This window comes from Streptomyces virginiae (assembly GCF_041432505.1).
Classification (GTDB): Bacteria; Actinomycetota; Actinomycetes; order Streptomycetales; family Streptomycetaceae; genus Streptomyces; species Streptomyces virginiae_A.
Genome location: NZ_CP107871.1, coordinates 7775027 through 7793743 on the forward strand (window position 1 = coordinate 7775027; position 18717 = coordinate 7793743).

An 18717-nucleotide genomic window follows, 5' to 3' on the forward strand; every position below is an offset into this window, starting at 1 on the left:
GGCGACATGAAGAGATCGGCGCACACGGAAGTCACTCCCGGCCGTCGGCGGCGGGGTCGCTCGGCGGGGGAGTGAGCATCGGATGCCCGTGCTCGGTGGCACGCGGCCGGTGAGGCCGGCCGGGGCAGCACCCGGCCGAAGAGAGCGGGCCGGGGCGACGCCCAGGGGTGACCTGGGCAGGGGGCCGGACCCGGCGAAGGGTGTCAGCCGGGCTGACAGATGGCGCTGGACGTACGGACCAGGTCGATGTGCCGGCGGGAGGTCAGGGGCAGCGTTCGGCCCGCGTGATGCGGTGTTCGCACGGCAGCCTCCCCGGATTCCTAGTTTTCCCACCTGGTTGGTAGGCATATTGGCAGAGGCGGAGACTCGCCCCAAGGGGATGTCCGAATGATGGACGCAGAAATCTCTACATGTGAGAATGTGCAGGTGGGGACGGGGGTGCTAGAGGCGCGAGGAGGGTGCGGTCAGGGATTGGTCCAGGCCTCGGGCGCGTCGGCCAGTGCCGATACGCCGGCCGGCAGGTCGGACGACGCCACGTCGGCGAGCGACACACCGTCGAGGATCTCCCGCACATTGGCCCGCAGTGCGATCCACAGGGGGAGCAGCGCCTCGGCGGGGCCGGAGTAGGACAGGTCCGGCGGGCGGACCCCGCGCACCGAGACGAGCGGTCCGTCCACGACGCGGACCACATCCGCGATGCTGATGGACCCGGCGGGCTTGGCCAGCCGGTAGCCGCCGTTGCCACCCCGCTGGCTGAGCACGAGACCGCCTCGGCGCATGTCGTTCAGGATTCCCTCGAGGAACTTGTGCGGGATGTCCTGAGCGTCGGCGATGGCCTCGGCCTTCACCGGCCCGTCATCCTGTGACGCGGCAAGCTGCAGCGCGGCACGTACCGCATAGTCCGCCCTGGCTGAGATCCGCATACGGACATTGTCCGGCATGGCCGGGGCCGGCGAACGTCGCGGGTCCGCGACCGGAGCCGTGCCGGACGTCAGCGGAAGGCCGCCACCGCCCGGTGGGAGCCGTTGAGGTAGTGCTCGCCGACGGAGCGAAGGCGGTGCGCGACAGGGCGGTGCGCCGTCAGGACCCGGGCGTTGCGCCAGAACCGGTCCAGACCGGGCGCGTCGGCGAGCTCCAGCACCCGGGCGGTGATGCGCAGCGCGGCCTTCGACGTCACGGCCTCGGCCGTGGCGACCAGGGCGGCGACGCCCGCGGCTGCCTCCGCGTCGAGGTGCGGCCCCAGGTCGAGGGCCTGCTCCATCACGTCCGTGGCCCGGTCGACGACGGCGGTGGCCGTCTGGGCGGCGGAGGCGAGTTCCCCGTAGGTCAGGAAGAGGTCCGGGTCCTCGCCGGGCAGCCGGTGCGCGCGGCCGCCCCTGCTGAGGTCGCGTGCCTCGGTGAGGGCGCCCTCGGCGATGCCGAGGCCGACGTGGCACAGGGCGAGCCGGAGCGCCGGCTCCGCGAGCGCGGTGAAGGGCGTGGTCGACTCCTCGTCGTGCGGCCGGCGGCCCAGCACCTGCTCGGGCGTGATGGTGACCCGGTCGAGGACCACCTCGCCCGCGCCGGCGACGCGCTGCCCGAGGCGGTCGTGGGCCGGCACGACGCTCAGGCCCCGTGCGCCGGGTGGGATCCGTACGACCAGGACGTCACCGTTCGCGGCGCTGACGGCGTCGACCACGATCTGGTCGGCCGTGGCCACCGCCGTGTGCACGGACCGGTGTCCGCTCAGCAGATGGCCGGTGCTGTGCCGCCTCAGCGTGAGGTCGGCTCCGTCGGTGTCCTCGTCGGGCCACGGAGCGCGGACCGCGCCGGTCCACAGCCACCGCTCGCCGACCGACTCCTCCTCGAGGGCGGTCGCGTCCTGGTGACTCGCGTAGAAACGTCCGCTCCAGGTGTGCACGTAGTGGCGGGCGAGTACGTCGCCGACGGAGCTGTCCGCCGCGGCGATCTCCCGTACGACGGCGCATGCGGTACGCCAGTCCGTGCCGCGGTCCGGCCCGGGCGGGGTGAGGGCCGCCGGTAGGCCGGCTTCGCGCAGCCGGGCCGTCTCGTCGGTCGGCGGCTTGCCCGCCTGATCGCGGACGATGGCGTCGGCCGCGAGGTCGTCCGCCACGTCACGGGCGGTCCGCAGGAGCGCGCGGCGCCGTGCGTCGGCGGTGCTCGGCGTCATCGGCACCGGCGTCACCGACAGGCTCGCGTGCCGCTGTGTGGCGCGCGAGCTGGGTGGACGGCGGTGCCATGGGGGACGGCGGTCGTCATGTCGACTGCTCCGGAACGTTGTCGGGCGGCGTCGGCCGGTTGCTGAACGTGCGGGAAGGGGTGCGTGGGGCAGGCCGACGGTATCCCCACCTTTCCTATCGGAGTGATAGGGATACTCGCCCGAAGCGGCCTTCCCGGCAAGGGAGTGACCGGATGGTGGACGATTCGATCTCGAAATGAAGGATGATGCAGGTCGGCGACCGACCGGAGGGTTTTCCTATCCAACTAGTAGGAAAGTATTGACGCCCGCCCGGCGTACGCCTCACCATGTGAGCATGCCCCCGTCCCAGCCGTTGCTCGTACGCCGCAGGCACGTTGACTTCCGTCGCGTCGCCAGCGCCGTCTGCCGACCCGTCTAGGACTTCTTCGACAGGGCATTTCCCCGACGCGCACCGATGTCCCGGATGCCGTCCCTCTCCGCACGCCGCGCACGTACGTCGTGACCCCGGCCTTCGAGCCGTAAGGGTCCGCCCGGCGTACGACGCGCCGCGCTCCCGCTCGATTCCGTCGCGGAGACCCCTGCCCCGTCGTGGCCGGACACCCGGCATCCGTATCCGACTCCGAGCAGCCGAAGGGGTTCATCATGACCGCCGCAGTCCCCGCACCCGTACACGTACCCGCCGCGGTACCCGCACTCCGCCGTTCCCCGGCCCCGCGCCTCCAACTGGTCGGCGAACGACCGCCCTTCGTCTCCGTCGACGGAGCCGACGGCGGTCGCGTCGGATACCTCGTGTTCCTGCCGGCGCATGTCGATCCCGTGGCGTTGATGAGCGCGCACGGCATACGCCCGGAGGCCCCGACCCATCCCCCGGTGCCCGGGACGCCTGCGGAATTCGACCACTCCGATGACGCCATCCGGGTCGATCGCGCACGGCGGCTGGTCGAGGTCGACGGGCGCGCACTCGACCTCACCTACCTGGAGTTCGACCTCCTGGCCCACCTCGTGGCGCACCCGTACACGGTGCACACACGCGATGCCCTCATCTCTGGCGTCTGGGGTTACGGGCACATCGGTGACGGCCGTACCGTCGACGTCCACGTGGCCAGGCTGCGCCGCAAGGTCGGTCCCGCGTACCGGGACCGCATCTCCACCGTGCGTCGCGTCGGCTACAGGTACCTCCCCGACCACCGGTAGCCCCCCGGGTCGGCCGGGGCACCGCATCGGTGGACCGGCCCGTCAGGGGGTAGCGCGGGCGACCGGATCCGGTGCGCCGTCGAGGAGTTCCCCCACCAGTGCGGCGACCTGCTCGGCCTCCAACAGGAAGCCGTCGTGCCCGTACGGGGAGCGGATGATCCGTACCCCGCCCGCGGAGGGGATACCGGCTGCGAGTTCCTCCTGCTGGGCGAGGGGGTAGAGGCGGTCGGAGTTCACTCCGGCGACCACCGTCCGGGCCGTGACCCGGCCGAGTGCCGTACGGATGCCGCCGCGGCCCCGCCCGATGTCATGGGCGTTCATGGCTTCGGCCAGGGCGACGTAGCTGGCCGCGTCGAACCGTCGGACGAGCTTGGCGGCCTGGTGGTCGAGATAGGACTCCACGCGGTACCTGCCGCCGAGCCGGGGCTGCTCGCCGTCCTGGGCGAGGTGTCCGAAGCGGGCCTGGAGTTCCTCGGCCGACCGGTAGGTGACGTGCGCGATGCGGCGGGCGATGCCCAGCCCCGTGTGCGGCCCCTGTCCGGCTCCGGCGTCGTGGTAGTCGCCGCCCCGCCAGTGGGGGTCGGCACGGATCGCGTGGATCTGCGCGGTGGCCCAGGCGATCTGGTCCGCGCTCGCGGCCGCGGGGCAGGCGAGCAGCAACAGCGCGGCCACGCGCCCGGGTTCGCCGACCGCCCACTCCAGTGCCCGCATCCCGCCCATGGAGCCCCCGACGACCAGCGCCCAGCGTTCGACGCCGAGCGCGTCCGCGAGCCCGGTCTCGGCGCGCACCTGGTCGCGCTGGGTCAGACGCGGGAAGGAACCGCCCCAGGGCCGACCGCCGGGGCCCGCGGAGGCGGGCCCGGTACTTCCCTGGCAGCCGCCCAGGACGTTCGGCGCCACCACGAACCACCGGTTCGTGTCGAGTGCCCGGCCCGGTCCGACCAACGCGTCCCACCAGCCCGCGGTCGGATGACCGGATCCGGCGGCGCCCGCGACATGGCTGTCGCCGGTCAGGGCGTGCAGCACGAGCACGGCGTTCGAACCGTCGGCTGCGAGCCGCCCCCAGGTCTCGTACGCCAGCCGCACCCCCGGGAGCACCCCGCCCCCCTCCAACTCCAGCGGCTGCGATCGCCGGTGCCATCGGCGGTGCCCGGGCGGGTCCCCCTCCCGCCACGCACCGGTGGCGGGAGGGGGACCCGTGGAGGCCGGGGCCGCCGGGACGGAGGTCAGGACGCTTCCTTCGCGGCGCGGAACCCGGCTTCCAGGTCGGCCTTCAGGTCGGCCGGGTTCTCGATGCCGACCGACAGGCGCACCAGCCCGGGGGTGGTGCCGGTGGCGGCCAACTGTGCTTCGTCGAGCTGACTGTGGGTGGTGGAGGCGGGGTGGATGACGAGGCTGCGGACATCGCCGATGTTCGCGAGGTGGCTGAACAGTTCCAATCCGTCCACGAACCGCCGGCCCGCCTCCACCCCGCCCCGCAGCTCGAACGAGAGCACGGCCCCGGCGCCGCGCGGCAGGTAGCGGCGCCCCGCCTCGTACCAGCGGCTCGACGGCAGGCCGGGGTAGTGGACGGCCGACACCTCGTCGCGCTGTTCGAGCCACTCCGCCAGCGCCTGGGCGTTCGAGGAGTGCCGCTCCAGCCGCAGGCTGAGCGTCTCCACGCCCTGGAGCAGCAGGAACGCCGAGTGCGGTGCGATGGCGGGGCCGAGGTCGCGCAGCAGCTGGACGCGCAGCTTGACGGCGTACGCGCCCGCTCCGAGAGCCGGCCAGTAGCGCAGGCCGTGGTAGCTGGGGTCGGGTTCGGTGAAGTCGGGGAAGCGCTCGGGGTGCGCGCCGAAGTCGAAGGTGCCCGCGTCGACGACCACACCGCCGATGGTGGTGCCGTGCCCGCCGAGGAACTTGGTGGCCGAGTGGACGACGACGTCCGCCCCGTGCTCGACGGGGCGCAGCAGGTACGGGGTGGGCACGGTGTTGTCGACGACGAGCGGCAGGCCGGCGGCGTGCGCGACGTCGGCGACGCCCCGGACGTCGAGGACGTTGCCGCGCGGGTTGCCGAGGGTCTCCGCGAACAGGGCCTTGGTGTTCGGTCGTACGGCGGCCCGCCACGCGTCGAGGTCGTCGGGGTCCTCGACGAAGGACACCTCGATGCCGAACCTCGGCAGGGTGTGCCGGAACAGGTTGTACGTGCCGCCGTAGAGGGAGGCGCTGGAGACGATGTGATCGCCGGCCGAGGCGAGGTTCAGGAGCGCGAGGGTCTCCGCGGCCTGCCCCGAGGCGAGGGCGACGGCGGCGACACCGCCTTCGAGGGCGGCGACGCGCTGTTCGAGGGCGTCCTGGGTGGGGTTGTGGATGCGGGTGTAGATGTTGCCGGGTTCGGCCAGGGAGAAGAGGTCGGCCGCGTGCTGGGTGTCGCGGAAGACGAACGAGGTCGTCTGGTAGATCGGGACCGCGCGGGCGCCGGTGGCCGGGTCGGGCGTGGTGCCGGCGTGGAGCTGCTTGGTCTCGAACGACCAGGCCGGCGTGCCGACTCCGGCGGGCTCGCTCTCGGGGGTGTGACCTGCGGTGACGGCGTCGATGGGCTGGTTCATGGGTCTCCTCGGAGGTGAGGGTCACTGGTACGCGGAAGGGCGGCGCAGTGCCCTACGGGTGGGCGCGGGCATGGGCACGGGCATGGGAACGGGGGAGCCGGTGCGGGCGGAGCGTCGGCACCGGACGGGTCCCGCCGGGCAGCCGCGCTGGTTGCGGCAGACGCGGCTGCGGCAGCCGTCGGCACGGCGAAAGGGCGGGACGGGAGTGCGTACTACGCGACGGGTACGCGGGGTGTGTGGTGAAGGGCGCGGGAAGAAGCCGCGCGGCGTCGCGTCAGCGGGTGACGGGACAACCCGTGGTCGTGACACGCACGTAGTCGACGTGGCGACGGGTCACGAGTACGGTCATGGGCCCAGCCAACCACAGGCGGGCCGGGGTGCACCAGGTCTTTCAGCCGATCCGGTGAGATGTGCGGCCACGCCGTCCGCGAGGTGTTCCGATCGGCGCTCGGAGATGCGGACCACTCCGGTTTCGGCGCCCTGGTGGAGGGCGCCGTCCAGGGCGGAGGCCCCCCGCCTCCGGAGCGGGTGAAGGTGTCCACCCCGTGTACGAGGCGGACACCTCCTCGCGCGGGCGGGAACGCCTCAGCCGCGCATGATCTCGGTCAGGCGGCCGCGCAGCCGGGCGAACTCGGGCGAGGACCGCAGTGCGGAGACGTCCGTGTCCGGTTCCCGGGCCAGGCTTACGGGCAGCTCCGCCACCACCCGGCCGGGGCCCGCGGCCATGACCAGCACCCGGGAGCCGAGCAGTACCGCTTCCTCCGCCGAGTGGGTGACGAACAGCACCGTCATGCCGAGCCGCCCGGCCAAGACCCGCACCTCCTCCTGGAGCCGCTCCCGGGTCAGGGCGTCGAGCGCGGCGAACGGCTCGTCCATGAGCAGGAGTTCGGGCTCCGCCGCCAGAGCCCTGGCGAGCGCCACCCGCTGCTGCTGGCCGCCCGACAACTCCCACGTCCGCCGGCCCGCCATCCCGGGCAGCCCGACCCGCTCCAGCAGCTCGACGATCCGGCGGGGCCGCTCGGCGCGGGGTACCCCGATGCGGGCCAGCGCGAAGCCGAGGTTCCCGCCGACCGTGCGCCAGGGGAACAGCCGGGGCTGCTGGAACACCACCCCGGCGCCCGCGCCCGGCCGGGGGAGTGCGCCCCGGACCCGGGCCCGGCCCGAGGCGGGCCGTTCGAAGCCCGCCACCACGCGCAGCAGGCTCGTCTTGCCGCAGCCGGACGGCCCGACCAGGACGACGAACTCGCCGGCGTGAATCCGTAGGTCCACGCCTTCGAGCGCCGTGACCGGCTGCTTGGCCGTTCCGTACCTGACCGCGACGTCCGTCAGGTCGACGACGGCGACCTGCTGGCCCGGTGGTACGTCAGTTCGCGGCACGGCCGAGCTCCTCCACGGCGAGCGCCCGCCCGAAGACCGTCGCGTCCGGCACCGCGTCGACCGCCTTCTGCCCCTTCAGGAACACGGCGGCGTCGTACAGGTTCGTCGCCAGCTTGCCGGGGGCGCCCGGCGTGCCCAGAGAGTCGGGCCCGGTCTGCTCCTTCGCGCTGAGGAGCACCAGTTCCGACAGCTGCCGCTTCGCCTCCTCCGTCGGCAGCCCGAGCTCCGCCCCGATGGACCTCGCCGCCTCGTCCGGTGCGGTGCGCGCCTGCGCGACGGCCTTGTCCTGGGCCTTGATCCAGGCGGTGACGACCTCCGGGTGCTTGGCCGCGAACGCGTTCGTGACCACCCCCAGGTCGGCGGTGGGCTTGCCCTGCTTCGCCAACTCCCGGCTGCTGATGAGCACTTTGCCGTCCTTGGTCAGTTCGCTCAGCGTCGGCGTCCACACGTAGGCGGCGTCGATGTCCCCGCGCGTCCACGCGGCGAGCGTGTCCTGCGGCTGGAGGTCGATGGTCTGCACGGTCGACGGCTCGACACCGGCAGCGGTCAGCGCGGCGAGCAGCGAGTAGTGGGCGGTCGACCCGAAGGGGGTGGCCACCTTCTTGCCCACCAGGTCCTTCACCGAACCGATCCCCGGCTTGGCCACGAGCGCCTCGTTGTCCCCGATCAGGTCGTGGATCCACACCACCTTGTACGGGATGTTCAGCGGCGCGGACAGGCCTTTGGCGACCGGGCTCGACCCGGCCAGGCCCAGGTCGACCGACCCGGCGATGACGGCCGTGTTGACGTCGCCGCCGGACTCGAACTTCACCCACTTCACGTCCACTTCGGGGAGCGCCTGCTCCAGCAGCTTCTGGTTCTTCACCACCAGGTCGGCGTTGGGTATCGCCTGGTAGGCGATCCGTACGGTGGTCCGCCCGGCGGAGTCGCCGGCCGCGTCGCCGCCACTCCCGCAGGCGGTGGTGGCGGAGGCCGCGAGGGCGATGGCGGCGGTGAGCAGGAGGGTGCGGCGGGACAGACGTGCGGGCATGGACGATCTCCGGTCTGAGGTCGGACGACAAGAAGGGGGATGCGGGATACGGAGGAAGAAGCGGAGGGTCAGGCGCGGCCGCGCCACGGCACGGCGAGCCGCTCGACGAGTCGCAGGAGCGCGTCCAGCACGATCCCGGACAGGCCGATGGCGAGGATGCCCGCGATCACCAGCGCGGTCTGGTTGTAGCGCTGCGCGTCGCGGATCATGCCGCCGATGCCGGGCACGCCGTTGATGGTCTCCGCCGCGACGACCGAGGTGTAGGCGACTCCGACGGCGATACGGACGCCCGTGAGGATCTCGGGCAGGGCGGAGGGCAGCCGTACGGACAGCAGGAGCACGGTCGGGCCGGACCCCAATGCCCGTGCGGCTTCGACGAGTCGGTCCGGCACCGTGCGTACGGCCGCCGCGGTGGCCGCGGCGATCGGCGGCAGGGCCGCGATCACCAGGAGCCAGATCTTCGGGGCCTCGTCGATGCCGAACCAGATGACGAGCAGCGAGAGGTACGCCAGCGGCGGCAGCGTCCTTAGGAAGGTCACCGCGGGCTCCAGTACGACGGCCAGCGGCCGGACCGTGCCGATCAGCAGGCCCAGCGGCACCCCGGCCAGCACGGCGTACGCGGAGCCGGTGCCGATCCGCCCCAGGCTCACGCCCAGGTGCTCGATCAGCAGGTGGCCGCCGTAGCCGCGCACCCCGTCGTGCACGGTGGAGGCGAGGACGAACTGCCGCCACACGTCGCCGGGCGAGGGAACCAGGACCCGCGGCCACACCTCGGCGGACACCACTGCCTGCCAGGCGGCGAGGAGCACCGCGAGGGCGACGATCCGCAGCGCGCCCCAGCGGAACGCTTCCCGGAGCCGGTCCCGCCGCGGGGACCCGGCCTCGGCCGTATCCGGGCCGGGCCGCGAGGGTCGATCCGGCCCGGCCGCCGCCGTCGCCCCCGCCGCCGTCGTCGTGAGAGCGGTCACGCGGCAGCCGCCCCGGTCAGGGCGCGGAGGCGCGGCGCCACTTCCTCGCCGACCCGGTACGCCTCTTCGAGGTGCGGGTAGCCGGAGAGGACGAACTCGTCGATGCCCAGGGCGCGGTACTCGGCGAGCCGTGCGGCCACCTCGTCGTGCGAGCCGACCAGCGCGGTTCCGGCGCCCTCGCGGACCAGACCGATGCCCGCCCACAGGTTCGGCGCCACCGTCAGGCGGGAGGCGTCCGCGACCCCGCCGTGCAGTGCCGTCATCCGGGCCTGCCCCGTGGAGTCCATGGCGGCGAACCGCTCCTGGCTCGCCCGTACGGCCTCCGGATCGATCCCGGCGAGGATCCGGTCCGCCTCCGACCAGGCCTCGGCGGCGCTGTCCCGGCTGATGACGTGCAGCCGCAGTCCGAACCGCACGGTGCGGCCGGCCGCCAGGGCCCGCGCACGCAGCCGGGCGATGCGCGTGGCGACGGCGGCGGGCGGCTCGCCCCACAGCAGCTGTACGTCGGCCTGCCGGGCGGCGACCTCCTCGGCGGCGGGCGAGGCCCCGCCGAAGTAAAGGGGTACGGGGTGGCGGAGTTCGGGATCGGTGAGCCGGGCCCCCTCGATCCGCAGGTGCGTACCGTCGTGGTCGGCCGTTCCGCCGTCCAGCAGGGTGCGCAGGACCGTCATCACCTCATCGGTCCGGGCGTAACGGGCGTCGTGCTCCAACCGGTCCCCGTACGCGCGCTGTTCGGTGGGATCGCCGCCCGTCACCACGTTCAGTGCGAGCCGACCTCCCGCGAACCGGCGGAACGCGTCGGCCTGTTGGGCGAGCAGCGTCGGACTGGTGAAACCGGCGCGGAACGCCACGAGGAACCCGATGCGGGTGGTGTGCTGCGCGAGCGCGGTGGTGACGATCCAGGGATCGACGCAACCGAGCCCCACGGGCGTGAGCAGCGAGTGGAATCCGGCCTGCTCGGCGGCCCGTGCCACCTGGGCCAGGTACGGGATGTCCGCGGGCCGCCGGGTGGCGGCTCCGGTGCGTTCCTGGACGGCGGTGACGCCGCCGGGATCGCGGCCGTCCCCGCCGGTGGGCAGGAACCAGTGGAGCAGGAGGGGGTTTTCCGGCATGAGGGGACCTCGTCGAAGCAGCGGCATGACACGTGCCGCCACCGAGGAGCCGAGAGGTGACACGTGTACACGAGCGGGAGGGCAGGCGGAAGGAGACGCGTGGGAAGCGCGTGGACGTCCGCGCGGTGTCAGGAGCGGCGGATCAGCGGATCAACAGCCGTGCGCACGGGGGAGGTCGGCCCGACACAGCATGGTCGAGACACGCAGCAGATCTACGTGACGACGCGATACGAGGGCGGGGGCCATGGCCGTATCCTGTCGGCGCGGCTCAGGCGCATGCAAGCGTCGTCCGAATATTGGACCATTCCGTCCCGCATTTCAGGACCTGGGTCAGGGGCAGGTCTCTTCGGTCTTGGCGACGGTGAAGGCGACCGGACGGCCGCTGAGCGCGGTTCCGGGCTTCGGGTCCTGGCTGCACACCTTCCAGTTCGACTCCTGGAGCACCATGCGGCTCTGCACCGCGTCCTTCACGGTGATGCTCGCGTTGGCCGGGAGGGCGCCTCGTACCGCCTTCATGCCCTGGCCGACGAAGTTCGGCATCGTGTCGCCGGCGGGCTTGGGGGCGGGGGCGTCGGTGGCCGGACAGGTCTCCTCCAGCTTGACTGTGCCGAAGTCGACGCTCGTGCCGGTGTCGACGCTCGCGCCGGCGGCGGGCGTCTGGGAGCAGACCTTCCAGTTCCGGTCGAGGGCCTGGAGCCTGTCGCGGCCGAGGGCGTCGTGGGACTTGAGGGCGTAGAACCCGGCGGCCTGCGCCTCGTCCTGGGCGGTCTGGAGGCCCTTGCCGACGAAGTTCGCGAGCGTGGCCGTCTTGGTGGCCGGCGCGGCGCTGGAGGGTGCGGACGAGGGGCCGGGGGTCGCTGCGCTCGGCGCTGCGGGCTTCCCGTTGCCGGAGGTCTGGGGGTTGCAGGCGGTGAGGGTGAGGGCGAGGACGGTGGCAGCGGCGGTGGTGAGCAGGGTGATCGTGTGGTGTGTGCGCATCGCGCCATGTTCGCCGGGGCTGGATGCCTGTGTGGTGGATGTGACCGGTCTGTGACGCGCCGAAGTCCCGCGCGGTGCGCGGCGTCGGTGTCCGGGCGCGCCGGACGTGAGGTCAGGAAGCGCGCATCTCGGCCGTTGTACCCGCGGCGCCAGGTGAACGATCGCCTCCGGAAAGCGGTGCACGGGCCGCTCGATGCCGGTGGTGGACCAGGAGAGAGCCCCGCCGCACGGGGGTTGCGGCGGGGCGCCTCAGTGGGGCGCGCCAACGGGTGGGAGGTGACGCGCCCCCTTTCGGGGAGGCTCACGCTACGCCCGGAATGGCTGGAACAACACCCCTTGATGTGGCCGGATTCAGAGCTTTGGTGGTCCCGGGGTGGGCCGAGGCTCGGTCAGGGAGCGGCCGCGCGAGGCGCGGTACGCAGTCCCGGCTCGGCGGCCGCCGTCGATGGAGGGGTGCGGGTGTCGGACGGCATGGCGTCGCCGGCATCGGGCAGTTCGCAACTGCCGCGACCGTCCACGTGGCACGAGCCTTTCGGGGTGTCCGCCGGAAGGCGTGGGCTCGCGAGCGCGGCACCGAGGTCGGCGTGAAGGTGACCGCGGCCACGGCCTCGCGGTCGCCCACTCGACGCGGGCCGCCCCCTGCCGGTCGTATGGCTTTCACCTGCGGCACAACCCGCCGGAGCGGCACTCCCGACTCGTCCGGTACCGGCTTCCCGGCCAGGCCCCGCTCCGGCCGGGAGCAAGCCGATCTGCTCGTTCTCCCGGCTGTTCGTCGGCGACGAAGGGCGGATTCGCCCACTCCGATTCGACTACGCTGGCGGAGCCGGCACACGTGAACGAAGGACGCACATGGCTCGCCCCTACAAACCCGGACCGAAACAATTCGTCTTCGCTGTCGGTGACGGCAACGATCAGCGAGTCTCCGTGGGTGACCCTCAGGAAGCCTACGTGGCGTTCTCCGCGTTCTTCCGCGATCGGGATTCCGACACCTACACCATCAATGACGAACCGTCGGGTCAGAGTTTGGTACTCATGCCCGGGCGAGGTGTGATCTCCCGGATCGAAGTCGACGCGGACCGGTCTCGGTCGGAACACCTCCAGGTCGACAGGGGCAATCGCTACCTTCCGAGCGCCATGCTGTTCTTCGAGAACGGATATGCCGGCCTCGACCGCTTCGGCCAGTGGTTCTCCGAGCTCGGCGACCTCGACGCGTCACCGGAGACTCGCGGTGCCGCCCGCGCCGCCACGTTCACGACGGAAGCGGCGGCGATCGAAGAAGTCGCTCGGATCTGGGTGGATTCGGGCATCGTGGACCCGAGTGACCAGTACTACGTCTTCTTCGACTCGCATGATGTCGACGACGACCGAGCCGAACGAGCCGAACTCCTCAAGTTGATCGCGTTCCTCGGTCTCGAACGAGTCGACGCTCCGGCCGAGGCCGCCGGGGGCGAAGTCTGGGTGCGCACCGACCCGCGCCTCGACGTCGAATGCGCACGGTGGTCGTGAACAGATGGTGCGGGGGCGGGCCGCGACATCGCCGTGATGCCGGCCGGTGCTGTAGCGGGAAAGGCTGAGCCCATGAGAGACATCGTTTTCACACGCATGGGCGGCTGGATCCCGAAGGTGATCCGCGAGGACGGCGAGCTGAAGCTGATGCTCGGTGCCGGGGCCGACGCCAACCACGAGCCTCGCACCTTCACGTTCTCGATCAGCGAAGCCCATCTCGCGGTGATCCGGGAGGATCTGGCCAGGCACCTGCTGCTGTGGAGTGCGGTCCTTCCCCTGTGCGACGCCGCCGGCACCCGAGGCCGGCTCGACGAGAACGCTGCCGTCGCGCTCCTGGACCCCATCCTCCTTGCCGCGCCCGCGGACGTCGACGCGCTCTTCCGTCGCATCCGGTGGGAAAGGAGTCGGCTCATCGCCCACGGGGCCGACATCGGTCTGCTTGAGCGCGGCCGGATATCCGCGGCGATGCGCACGGCGACAGAGACGTCGAACGGGAAACGAGCTCAGGAATACCAGGCGGACCGCCGTCGCGCCGAGCGCGGAACGGTACTCGGTCCACTCGACGCCGCGCTTCTGAGGTACACGGGCCGGTATCTGCACGGCGCGACGGTACCGAGGCGGATGCCCGATGCCGTCGACCCCGCGCTGCTGCCCGAGGTCATGCGGGTGATCGCCTTTGCGGAGCAGGCGTGCGCCGGGATGCGGATCGGCCGCGATCCGCGACGGGGAAAGCGCGCCACGGACAAGCGCGACCGGGACCGGATGGAGGCGACGGTCGAAGCGGCCGTGCGCCGCGCACACCCTGACCTCGTCGATGACGCGGTGCGTACCGTGAGCCTCCTGATGTGCTCGGAGGCCGCGGACCGCTCCAGGAGCGCACCCATGGAGGAGGACGAGGAGGCTGCCGGCCACCACGGCGCCGACCTCGGCGGGGGTGCGCGGAAGACGGCCCTGTCGTTCACCGACGACAAGGACGTCGAGAAGAAGTGGCGACGGGACAGCCCTCGCACCGCCGCCGCGGAGTTCTGGGAGTTCGTCGGCGATCGCTCTGCCGCGGACAACGAAGTGTTCACCATCGAGGACGAGAAGATGGGCGAAGGGATCCAGCTCCACTTCTACGCGGACTCCATCGCCCGGATCACGACACTGCGCGAGGGTGACGGCAGGTCGGATCCGGAATACCGGGTCGAGTACAGCCTGGTCGACGGGATCGGCGGGTACCGGATGCTGGTGAGCGCCTTCGTCCGCGGCGGCTGCGCCGCACTCGAACAGCACGGTCCCTGGATGTCGGACGTCGCCGAGTTCGAGCGCGCGCGTCGGCGGCGCAAGGCCCGGTAGTCCCTGCGGGAGCCCGCGCACGGAGACGGAGGGGGCAGCGAGGCGAGGTCCGGGAGCCGAGCCGGCGTCCGCTCGCCCGAAGAAGGGGCGATGGAACGGGGCGGGGAGTACGTCAACGCCGATTTCCCGGGTATGCGCAGTACGACGGGGAGCTTCACCCGCGATGCGGGTGTGCCCCGGCACAGGGCGTTCCGCGGGTGCCGCGGCCGCTCCTGCGAGGCGGACTACGGAAAGCGACTCTTGATCATGAATTCCTCCCAGACGGTGCGCCCCCCTCCCGTACGGGAGGAGTCGGGGAGCGACTTCGCCCGACTCTCCCGGAAGATCCAGGAGGCGGGTCTCATGGCCCGGCGCCCCGGGTACTACGCACTGCGCATCGCGGCCGTGACGGCCCTGTACGCCGCCGGGTGGACGGCCTTCTTCCTGATCGGCGACAGCTGGTGGACGCTGCCGGCGGCCGCCTTCCTCGCCTTCGTGTTCGGGCAGGTGGCCCTGCTCGCGCACGACCTGGCCCACCGGCAGGTGTTCCGACTGCGCAAGGCCAGCGAGGTGTCCGGGCGTATCGCCGGAAACCTCGGCATCGGCATGGGGTACGGCTGGTGGCAGGACAAGCACACACGGCACCATGCCAACCCCAACCACGAGGACCTCGATCCCGATCTCGACGCGGACATCCTCGTCTGGACGCAGGACCAGGCCCGCACGGCCAGGGGACTGCCGCGGCTGCTCGGCCGATCGCAGGCGTTCCTCTTCTTCCCGCTGCTCACGCTGGAGGGGTTCAATCTGCACGTGTCCGGAGTGCGGTCGCTGTTCGACCGCTCGCTCAAGCACCGGGTGGGGGAGGGGGTCCTGCTCGCCGCGCACTTCGCCGCCTACCTCGCAGCGCTGTTGCTGGTGCTGCCGCCCGGCAAAGCGGTCGTATTCCTCCTCGTCCACCAGTGCCTCTTCGGCGTCTACCTCGGCTCGATCTTCGCCCCGAACCACAAGGGCATGCCGGTCCTGCGGGGTGACGAGCGGCCCGACTTCCTGAGACGCCAGGTCCTGACCTCCCGAGACGTACGCGGCGGCCGGTTCACCGACATCGTCCTGGGCGGTCTCAACTACCAGATCGAGCACCACCTCTTCCCGAGCATGCCCAGCCCCCACCTGCGCAGGGCCCAGATCATCGTCCGCGGGTACTGCCAGGAGCTCGGGGTCAGCTATCTGGAGACCAGCCTGGTCGCCTCCTACCGGCAGACCCTCGCCAGTCTCCACGCGGCCGGAGCGCCACTCAGAGCGCCGCAGACGATCTGAGTGGGGCCGCAGACGTCCCGGCGGTGGGTGTCCGGGCAGGGCCGCATCGCCGGGAGGCCGTCGCGGACCGAGCGAGGGATCCCGGGCTGACCGTGGACGGCCGTGAGGCGATAGGAGGAGCGCAGTGGTGACGGAGAAGCGCCCGAGCGTCGTGTTCGCGAACTTCCTCTCGGACTTGGCGGTGGATCTCGACGAGGGGCAGATCCTGATGACGTGGGCCCAGCAGGCGCCGCGGAAGGCGTGGCTGCTTCGGTCGGGGGACGTGTTCGTCACTCCGGTGCCGTTGAGCCGGGAGTTCCTGCGGTACGTGTACGACCTGACGGGGGTGCCCCCGGAATCGGTGGCGGTGATCGAGGTGCCTCCCGCCGGGGCCGTTCCGCTGGCGCGGGCGGTGCGCGAGGCGGGCCTCGTCGAATACGTTCGGGCGCTCGCCGGTGACCGGGGTGCGGCGCTGCTGCCGACGGCGCTGGACGCGTCCGCGATCGCGTTCGCCCGGGACATCGGCATCGACGTCCACCCGTACCCCACGGTCGAAGCCGCAGAGGCCGCCCTGAGGACGACCATGCTGCTCAACACGAAGACCGGCTTCCGCGAGGCGGCCGAGCGACTGCGCATGCGGCTGCCGGCGGGGCGGACGTGCCGACGCCCGGAGGCCGAAGGTGTGGCGCGCGATCTCCTGCGGGACCACGAGCGTGTCGTGGTGAAGCCCGACCGTTCGGCCGGAGGACACGGGATGCGCTTCGTGTCCCGCGACGAGCTGCGGAGTGGGGCGGGCCTGCCGCTGGACACGGTCGGTGGGCCCGAAGGCCTGTGGGTGGTGGAGGAGCACCTCGACGTGGCCGAGTCGGTCAGTGTGCAGGTGGAGGTCTCCGCCTCCGGGACGCGCGCGCTCTTCAGCGGAGCGATGCGCACGGCTCAGGGCTCTTTCACCGGATACGCCTCCCCGCTGCCGCCGTCCTGTGCGCACGTGGCCGGCGAGCTGGAGGAGTGGGGGACGGCCCTGGGCCGCCACCTCGCCGACCACGGCTACGCCGGGCCCTTCGGGCTCGACGCGCTGGTGGACACCGACGGTGTCGCGTACGCGAGTGAGAGCAACATCCGCCGTACGGCCACCACCACGCCGCACGCCATGGTCACTCGGCTGACCGAGGGATCTGCCGACGCACAGCCGGCATGGTCGGTGTCGAAGGGCTGGACACGGACTCCCATGGACTTCGACGACGTACTTGCCCGGCTGCGCGCCTCCCGCCTCGCCTTCGACCCGGATCGAGGTGAGGGCGTGGTCCTCTACGCGGACGTACCGCCCGACGGCCGCTCCTGGCGGTATGTGGTGATTGCCGGGAGTGCTGGGGACGTCGAGGAGCAGGAAAGCGCCTTGACCGAGATTCTCGAATTCGAGGGTGGCTGACCCCACCATGACGCCGGTCCCGACACCCAGGGGGTGTCGGGACCGGCGTCATGGTACGGGGGCGATCAGGCGGGTCGGCCGCCGAAGGGGGCGCCGGTGCCGTAGTAGGTGCCGAGCTCTTCGCGGTAGCCGGTGTCGCCGAGGTGCTTGTCCCGGTGGAACTCGGGGGCGGCCTTGATCTGTTCCTTGGTGCGGTCGACGAAGATCTTCTTGTCGTCCGGGTCGACCTTGACGACCGTACTGGCCGGCAGGAGGACCTCCTTGCCGAAGATCCATACGCCGGTGTCCACGACCAGGTAGGCGTCACCGACCTCGTCGGAGTGCTTGTCGACCTTGCCGATGCTGCCGTCGGTCGCCTCGACCTTGTAGCCGGTCAGGTCCGTACCGGCCAGGTGGCCCGCGGTCGGCTGGTAACTCCACACATTCTCAGTCACGCGAAAACAACTCCTCGGTCAACGGGGGCGACGGGGAATGGAATATCCGCCGATCCTCCTCATTCTGTTACGTCGTTCTCGGCGGTTGTGCTGCGTTCCGCCTGGACTTCACCTGCCCCGACTTTTCGACTTCACGCACTCGGATCGAATTCGGGACCGGCCCTCGCCCTGCAGTGTCTGAACTGCACTGTTGCCGTACGGCTACCAGCGATACCAGCGGCCGCTACTGCCCTTCGGGCGGGCAACGAACCCGATCAGCCACAGGATCAGGACTGCGATCGCGGCCCACCAGAGAATCTTCACCGCGAAACCCGCGCCGAAGAGGATCAGGACCAGCAGAAGAACGAGAAAAAGGGGAACCATGGTTATCAACCTCCGAAACATCATCTGCCCGACCGCATCCGACGCATGCGTTCGATTTTTATTTGTTTCTTATCCTGGTGGCCGGGCAGGAGAGCTCGCCTGAATCCGTAGGTGTCCGTCATGGCGGTTCGAGATAAAAGGCCGGTGGTCGGGCCGTCCGACGGGATTGCTTCACGCCGCTCAGCCCGATGGGCCGCCGGAGTCGGGCCGGAGCGGGGGCACATGAGTGTCCCTCGTGGAGCGGCCGCGGAGCGTGCCGTCAGTGGCGATACAGCGGGCCACCGCAGCGACATCGGAGGTTGCGTGGGAAGCCGGCCGCAGTTCCACGCAGAAGATTCGGCATCACAGCGCGGCGGACAGAAGCCCGGAGGCGCAGGGGCGGGTACCGAGCGGTACACGGTCGCCCGGAGCGACACCAACGCGGTGAACGGCGCGACGGTCGCAACCGGCGGCGGCAGGTGGCGGGGCCGGCGCCCACGCAGCCATCGACACGATCACGGTCTTGGCACCGAGCGGTCCGGGTCTACCAAGGGGAGTGGGCACAGATGGTCTTGCCGCCCTCGGGGGTGGGTTCGATGTGGATGTGGGTGGTGAGGTCGTTGATCAGCAGCCATCCCCAGCCGCCGGTTCCGTCCGTGTGGGGCGGGCGGGGCTGGGGGCGGCAGGGGCTGGCGTCGGTGACAGAGATCGCGAGGTGGTCTCCGTGCAGTTCCAGGTGGAGGGCGCAGGGTCCCCCGGTGTAGCGGAGGGCGTTGGTGACGAGCTCGGTGACGACCAGGAGGACGCTGTCAGCGTTCGATGGGTGGGCAGGGGGTCTGACCTGGGCGGCGCGGTGGAGGAACGCGCGAGCGGCATCGCGTGCGGCTGTCGCGGGCTGACCGGTGCGGGTCACGGGCTGATTGAGGACGGGTGTGGCCATCGAGACCTC

General features: G+C 71.5%; 19 protein-coding genes. 6 read left to right on the plus strand and 13 right to left on the minus strand.

Annotation, left to right across the window (positions count from 1 at the left end; all coding sequences use genetic code 11):
- Positions 1–203: 203 nt before the first annotated feature.
- From OG624_RS35810 to OG624_RS35820, 3 genes are all read right to left on the minus strand, one after another.
- Positions 204–302 carry a putative leader peptide gene (locus OG624_RS35810; RefSeq protein ID WP_352164631.1) on the minus strand — a complete coding sequence of 33 codons (99 nt, stop codon included), beginning with the start codon at positions 300–302 and terminating at the stop codon, positions 204–206.
- A gap of 162 nt (positions 303–464) precedes the next feature.
- Positions 465–923 carry an RrF2 family transcriptional regulator gene (locus tag OG624_RS35815; RefSeq protein WP_352164630.1) on the minus strand — a complete coding sequence of 153 codons (459 nt, stop codon included), beginning with the start codon at positions 921–923 and terminating at the stop codon, positions 465–467.
- A 68-nt stretch (positions 924–991) separates the two neighbouring features.
- Positions 992–2170 (minus strand): acyl-CoA dehydrogenase, encoded by a 1179-nt coding sequence (locus OG624_RS35820; protein ID WP_266448671.1) that lies wholly within the window; start codon positions 2168–2170, stop codon positions 992–994.
- A gap of 364 nt (positions 2171–2534) precedes the next feature.
- Between OG624_RS35820 and OG624_RS35825 the strand changes: the two genes are divergently transcribed.
- Both OG624_RS35825 and OG624_RS35830 read left to right on the plus strand, forming a co-directional pair.
- Positions 2535–2618 (plus strand): putative leader peptide, encoded by an 84-nt coding sequence (locus OG624_RS35825; RefSeq protein WP_353962688.1) that lies wholly within the window; start codon positions 2535–2537, stop codon positions 2616–2618.
- A gap of 224 nt (positions 2619–2842) precedes the next feature.
- Complete coding sequence (locus OG624_RS35830) at positions 2843–3394, plus strand: winged helix-turn-helix domain-containing protein (RefSeq protein WP_371640354.1); 552 nt, start codon at positions 2843–2845, stop codon at positions 3392–3394.
- 42 nt (positions 3395–3436) lie between these two features.
- Here OG624_RS35830 and metX read toward each other — a convergent pair whose 3' ends face one another.
- The 7 genes from metX to OG624_RS35865 all read right to left on the minus strand — a co-directional run bounded on the left by metX (position 3437) and on the right by OG624_RS35865 (position 11447).
- Positions 3437–4624 (minus strand): homoserine O-acetyltransferase MetX, encoded by a 1188-nt coding sequence (gene metX, locus OG624_RS35835; RefSeq protein ID WP_371640907.1) that lies wholly within the window; start codon positions 4622–4624, stop codon positions 3437–3439.
- Positions 4621–5982, minus strand: a complete 1362-nt coding sequence (locus OG624_RS35840; protein WP_371640355.1) for a bifunctional o-acetylhomoserine/o-acetylserine sulfhydrylase — start codon at positions 5980–5982, stop codon at positions 4621–4623. Before OG624_RS35840 ends, metX begins: the two co-directional genes overlap by 4 nt.
- A gap of 585 nt (positions 5983–6567) precedes the next feature.
- The gene (locus tag OG624_RS35845) at positions 6568–7359 is read right to left on the minus strand and encodes an ABC transporter ATP-binding protein (protein ID WP_371640356.1); all 792 of its coding nucleotides are present in this window, start codon (positions 7357–7359) and stop codon (positions 6568–6570) included.
- The gene (locus tag OG624_RS35850) at positions 7346–8389 is read right to left on the minus strand and encodes a taurine ABC transporter substrate-binding protein (protein WP_371640357.1); all 1044 of its coding nucleotides are present in this window, start codon (positions 8387–8389) and stop codon (positions 7346–7348) included. The genes OG624_RS35845 and OG624_RS35850 overlap by 14 nt, the downstream gene beginning before the upstream one ends.
- A gap of 68 nt (positions 8390–8457) precedes the next feature.
- The gene (locus OG624_RS35855) at positions 8458–9357 is read right to left on the minus strand and encodes an ABC transporter permease (RefSeq protein WP_371589292.1); all 900 of its coding nucleotides are present in this window, start codon (positions 9355–9357) and stop codon (positions 8458–8460) included.
- Positions 9354–10469 carry an LLM class flavin-dependent oxidoreductase gene (locus tag OG624_RS35860; RefSeq protein ID WP_371589293.1) on the minus strand — a complete coding sequence of 372 codons (1116 nt, stop codon included), beginning with the start codon at positions 10467–10469 and terminating at the stop codon, positions 9354–9356. The genes OG624_RS35855 and OG624_RS35860 overlap by 4 nt, the downstream gene beginning before the upstream one ends.
- A 330-nt stretch (positions 10470–10799) precedes the next feature.
- Positions 10800–11447: a PASTA domain-containing protein gene (locus tag OG624_RS35865; RefSeq protein ID WP_266448689.1), complete on the minus strand. Its 648-nt coding sequence runs from the start codon at positions 11445–11447 to the stop codon at positions 10800–10802.
- Between the two features lie 849 nt (positions 11448–12296).
- On the opposite strand from OG624_RS35865, the gene OG624_RS35870 reads away from it, so the two are divergent.
- From OG624_RS35870 to OG624_RS35885, 4 genes are all read left to right on the plus strand, one after another.
- Positions 12297–12953 (plus strand): hypothetical protein, encoded by a 657-nt coding sequence (locus OG624_RS35870; RefSeq protein ID WP_161295844.1) that lies wholly within the window; start codon positions 12297–12299, stop codon positions 12951–12953.
- A gap of 72 nt (positions 12954–13025) precedes the next feature.
- Positions 13026–14291, plus strand: a complete 1266-nt coding sequence (locus OG624_RS35875; protein ID WP_371640358.1) for a DUF6357 family protein — start codon at positions 13026–13028, stop codon at positions 14289–14291.
- A 246-nt stretch (positions 14292–14537) separates the two neighbouring features.
- A complete protein-coding gene (locus OG624_RS35880; RefSeq protein ID WP_266448694.1) occupies positions 14538–15584 on the plus strand; it encodes a fatty acid desaturase family protein in 1047 nt (348 codons plus the stop codon).
- 127 nt (positions 15585–15711) lie between these two features.
- Positions 15712–16992, plus strand: a complete 1281-nt coding sequence (locus OG624_RS35885) for a peptide ligase PGM1-related protein (protein ID WP_371640359.1) — start codon at positions 15712–15714, stop codon at positions 16990–16992.
- Between the two features lie 65 nt (positions 16993–17057).
- Here OG624_RS35885 and OG624_RS35890 read toward each other — a convergent pair whose 3' ends face one another.
- From OG624_RS35890 to OG624_RS35900, 3 genes are all read right to left on the minus strand, one after another.
- Complete coding sequence (locus OG624_RS35890) at positions 17058–17426, minus strand: PRC-barrel domain-containing protein (RefSeq protein WP_352164624.1); 369 nt, start codon at positions 17424–17426, stop codon at positions 17058–17060.
- A gap of 201 nt (positions 17427–17627) precedes the next feature.
- Positions 17628–17813, minus strand: coding sequence for a hydrophobic protein (locus OG624_RS35895; RefSeq protein ID WP_371589297.1), 186 nt, complete (start codon positions 17811–17813; stop codon positions 17628–17630).
- A gap of 499 nt (positions 17814–18312) precedes the next feature.
- Complete coding sequence (locus OG624_RS35900; protein WP_371640360.1) at positions 18313–18708, minus strand: ATP-binding protein; 396 nt, start codon at positions 18706–18708, stop codon at positions 18313–18315.
- Positions 18709–18717 lie beyond the last annotated feature (9 nt).

Bases quoted from the DNA above. Each gene is read 5' to 3' on its own strand.
- OG624_RS35815 (WP_352164630.1), bottom strand. From the start codon at position 923: ATGCGGATCTCAGCCAGGGCGGACTATGCGGTACGTGCCGCGCTGCAG.
- OG624_RS35820 (WP_266448671.1), bottom strand. From the start codon at position 2,170: ATGACGCCGAGCACCGCCGACGCACGGCGCCGCGCGCTCCTGCGGACC.
- OG624_RS35825 (WP_353962688.1), top strand. From the start codon at position 2,535: ATGCCCCCGTCCCAGCCGTTGCTCGTACGCCGCAGGCACGTTGACTTC.
- OG624_RS35830 (WP_371640354.1), top strand. From the start codon at position 2,843: ATGACCGCCGCAGTCCCCGCACCCGTACACGTACCCGCCGCGGTACCC.
- OG624_RS35840 (WP_371640355.1), bottom strand. From the start codon at position 5,982: ATGAACCAGCCCATCGACGCCGTCACCGCAGGTCACACCCCCGAGAGC.
- OG624_RS35850 (WP_371640357.1), bottom strand. From the start codon at position 8,389: ATGCCCGCACGTCTGTCCCGCCGCACCCTCCTGCTCACCGCCGCCATC.
- OG624_RS35860 (WP_371589293.1), bottom strand. From the start codon at position 10,469: ATGCCGGAAAACCCCCTCCTGCTCCACTGGTTCCTGCCCACCGGCGGG.
- OG624_RS35865 (WP_266448689.1), bottom strand. From the start codon at position 11,447: ATGCGCACACACCACACGATCACCCTGCTCACCACCGCCGCTGCCACC.
- OG624_RS35870 (WP_161295844.1), top strand. From the start codon at position 12,297: ATGGCTCGCCCCTACAAACCCGGACCGAAACAATTCGTCTTCGCTGTC.
- OG624_RS35875 (WP_371640358.1), top strand. From the start codon at position 13,026: ATGAGAGACATCGTTTTCACACGCATGGGCGGCTGGATCCCGAAGGTG.
- OG624_RS35880 (WP_266448694.1), top strand. From the start codon at position 14,538: ATGAATTCCTCCCAGACGGTGCGCCCCCCTCCCGTACGGGAGGAGTCG.
- OG624_RS35895 (WP_371589297.1), bottom strand. From the start codon at position 17,813: ATGATGTTTCGGAGGTTGATAACCATGGTTCCCCTTTTTCTCGTTCTT.
- OG624_RS35900 (WP_371640360.1), bottom strand. From the start codon at position 18,708: ATGGCCACACCCGTCCTCAATCAGCCCGTGACCCGCACCGGTCAGCCC.